Source organism: Mucilaginibacter sp. (assembly GCF_041663085.1).
Classification (GTDB): Bacteria; Bacteroidota; Bacteroidia; order Sphingobacteriales; family Sphingobacteriaceae; genus Mucilaginibacter.
Map to the genome: position 1 here is coordinate 1 of NZ_JBAZRC010000244.1, position 3093 is coordinate 3093.

3 protein-coding genes are annotated in these 3093 nt (G+C 44.5%); all 3 read right to left on the reverse strand.

The window, feature by feature from the left end; genetic code table 11:
* Positions 1-250, reverse strand: a 250-nt coding sequence (locus WC615_RS23095) for a hypothetical protein (protein WP_372980381.1), incomplete at its 3' end; no start/stop codon positions are given.
* Entirely contained in the window at positions 237-1703 is a 1467-nt protein-coding gene (locus WC615_RS23100; RefSeq protein WP_372980382.1) for a PP2C family serine/threonine-protein phosphatase, read from the reverse strand. The genes WC615_RS23095 and WC615_RS23100, both read right to left, overlap by 14 nt.
* A gap of 254 nt (positions 1704-1957) precedes the next feature.
* Positions 1958-2902, reverse strand: a complete 945-nt coding sequence (locus WC615_RS23105; protein ID WP_372980383.1) for a hypothetical protein — start codon at positions 2900-2902, stop codon at positions 1958-1960.
* Positions 2903-3093 lie beyond the last annotated feature (191 nt).

The window sequence follows — 3093 nt, forward strand, 5'->3', positions numbered from 1 at the left end:
TGATCAGGTCTATGTCGCGTTTATCCTCAAAATAATAGCCTTTGGTAAGCAGCTTTTTTAACTGCCCTGCGGGGTCGGGCGCGTTCAGGTTGATCATGGTGCCATCCTGCAGGCGTTTATCTACATCGGTAAAGCGCGTTTGCAAAACCGTGTGCAGCCTAAAGAACAAAAACACGAACAGAACGCTTACCAGCAACAGAAAGATGCGTTCCTTCCAACGGCTTACTGTTTGTATTTTATCGGGTTCCATTTGGTTTGACAGGGGTTTGGGCTTTAGCGGTTTGTGGGTTTACTTTAGTTGCAGGGAAATCAGCAGTTACGGGTTTATCGGCAGGCAGGTCATACTTACGCTGAACAGGCAATTTGCAATTAATGAACTGCGTGTTCTTCAAAAACAAACCAGTATTCCCAAGTTCGATGCCTGTGCTAAAATCTTTAAATTTTAAATTATCCAGTATCACTACCTTACTATCTGTAGCTATAGATAAGGCGGGCCCTTTATAAGCTGTGTCGCGTTGCAAAGTGATATTACCTTTCACCCGTACGTATAGGGTATCCTGATCTATATGTAGCGTATCGGTAATGATAATAGGCTGTTTAAACGAAGTATCAGACAGTACAAGCGTATCGCCTTTAAAAGCATCAATAGCGTCCTGTAACTTCACCTCATCGGCATTACGCATCTTTTGTACTACCGGGACTGCTTGCCCAAGCGGCGTAGCTTCCTTTTGATTGGTAAGGAATAACCAGATGGTTGATGCCAGGAATACCAGGCATAAAAAGCCCAGTATAAGTGTTAAACCACTATTCTTGTTTTGGCCCATAGGTGCTTTATGTTTAAGTTCGGGTTCGGTGTGTTGTTGTTTGGGGCGCACCGGTGTAATCCCATCATCCGTTTCATCATTCCTTTTTATGGGCGATGACGCGGGCATAGTAGCCTGCGGCCTTTGCTGTGTTTTATCGTTTTGTACCAGCACCACGGTCACGTTATCGCGGCCGCCGTTGGCATTTGCAGTGGCTATCAGCTGCGCTGCCTTATCTTGTAAGGATATGTTTTGGGTGATGATATCTAATATCCCGTTCTTATCCACCAGGTCGGTTAAGCCATCGCTGCATAACAGCAGCATATCGCCCGGTAAAAATGGCGATTGGCCTGTTTCTATAAAGCTTTCATCAGTATCAATCTGGCTGGTAAAGCCCAGTGCTTTATTGATCTCGTTACGTTTGGGGTGGTTCATGGCGGCATCTTCGGTAAGCCTGCCGCTATCCTCTAAAAATCCTACAAAAGAATGGTCTTTAGAGATCTTCACTAACGAGGTATCGCGCAGTAAATACAAACGGGTATCGCCTACGTGCGCGTAAAAAAACTGGTTGTTCTCCAGATCGACCAGCGCCATGGTAGCTACGCAGGCCATGCTTTCCAGTTCTTTATCTTCCAGTTTCCTGTCTGAGATCTGCTTGCTGGCCAATTTAAAAGCATCTATCATGCCGGGGATGATCTCGCCCTGCAGGCCGCTCAATCTATCGATAATTACCGTTTTCGCTATATCGGCAGCAACTTCGCCGCCGTTATAACCACCAACCCCATCAATTACGGCAGCAAGCACCATGCGGTTGCCCATTACCTTTTGGGTAATAAAGGTATCCTCGTTATTGGTACGTACCTTGCCTGTGTCGGTTAATCCAAAATAATTTTCAGCCATTGCGTTTACCTGAGTTTTTAATATCAGCAAAATGGGTCACCAACAGGAAAAACCCAATTACCAATAAGCCTATGGATAGTATTTGCGACATACTTAAGAATCTAAATTTGACCAATATGGCTTGGTGTATAACATTTTATTAATTAACCACAAAGGGCACTGAGTGAGAAACACAAAGGTCACAGAGGCTTGTTTAATCATTACCAATAATATTTGATACATTATATATCTGTGGACTCTGTGGTTAAAAATCATTATGCTTTAAAAAGGTTTAAACCAATAATTCCGTTCAGCAACATGCGCGAGTTTACCGGCAGCTCTACCCATTGCGGCGAGTGTATGTCGCTGCGGGTTATGGTTACTTCGTTCAATGTGGTTATTTCACCAAATGATGCCAGGTAAAATTTACCGTCGGCTTTGTTATACTTTATTTGAAGGTGCGGCGCGTTCACCCAATCGCTGGGGATGGTGAAGATGTTAGAGTCGTCGCGGGTTTCTTCAAGCCCCGATACAATTATCTCTTCGTCCTTCATCAAATACTCCACCTTTTTACCTGCAAATTGCTGGTCGGGGATGATGGTTTCCAGTCGCGCAACCGTACTTTGTACTTTGGCGGCCTTTTGCTCTTCGGGTTCAAGCTCCTGCTCATACGGAATCTCGAAATACCCTTCGCTGTAATACGTAAAACCTTTTAACGCTTCCTGGCTTACATCAAAAGTTTGGGCAATGCCAGTTTGCCGCGGAATAAAAGTTACCCGCAGGTTTTGCTCTTTCTGGTTATTATCGGGCAGTAATTTGCCAATGAACCCTTTATCGCCACGGGCATAATCAGGGTGCGATACCAGCCTGAACACCCATTTGGAACCGGATGGTTTTACAGTTTTACCGGCCGCGCGGTATTCTTTCAGGATCTCGTAAAACTTGGTAACCGTTTCTTGCACAATAAGGCCGAAGATGCCTTGCTTATCGGCTACAAACTCCTTGTAATCATCTGCGTTAAAGCTGATGATAAATTCGTGGTAGAACACAACCCGGTCGGCAAATGAAAGGTCTTTGATCGAGTCGCGGAATTTTTCTACAATATAACTGTAAACCGTATCGGGCGTAAGGGCTTTAGCCTTAGCCTTCTCGGTACTCTCGTTGGTTAAAAACCAATCCTGTATGCCTATGCGTTGCCAAAAATTTGGGGTTGACGCCATGTTTCTTTTTAAATTCTAAAAGTTAAAATCCTAATTTTAAATACTATCCCGATAGCTATCGGGACTATTGCGGACTACTTGTGGTATCCGGTTCTGTTTTAGTAGTATCGGGTGCCGGTTTTTGCGGTATCACTACCGGCTTCTTCACCACGGTATCTTGCTTTAATGGGCTTGAATCCTGCGCAGCATTT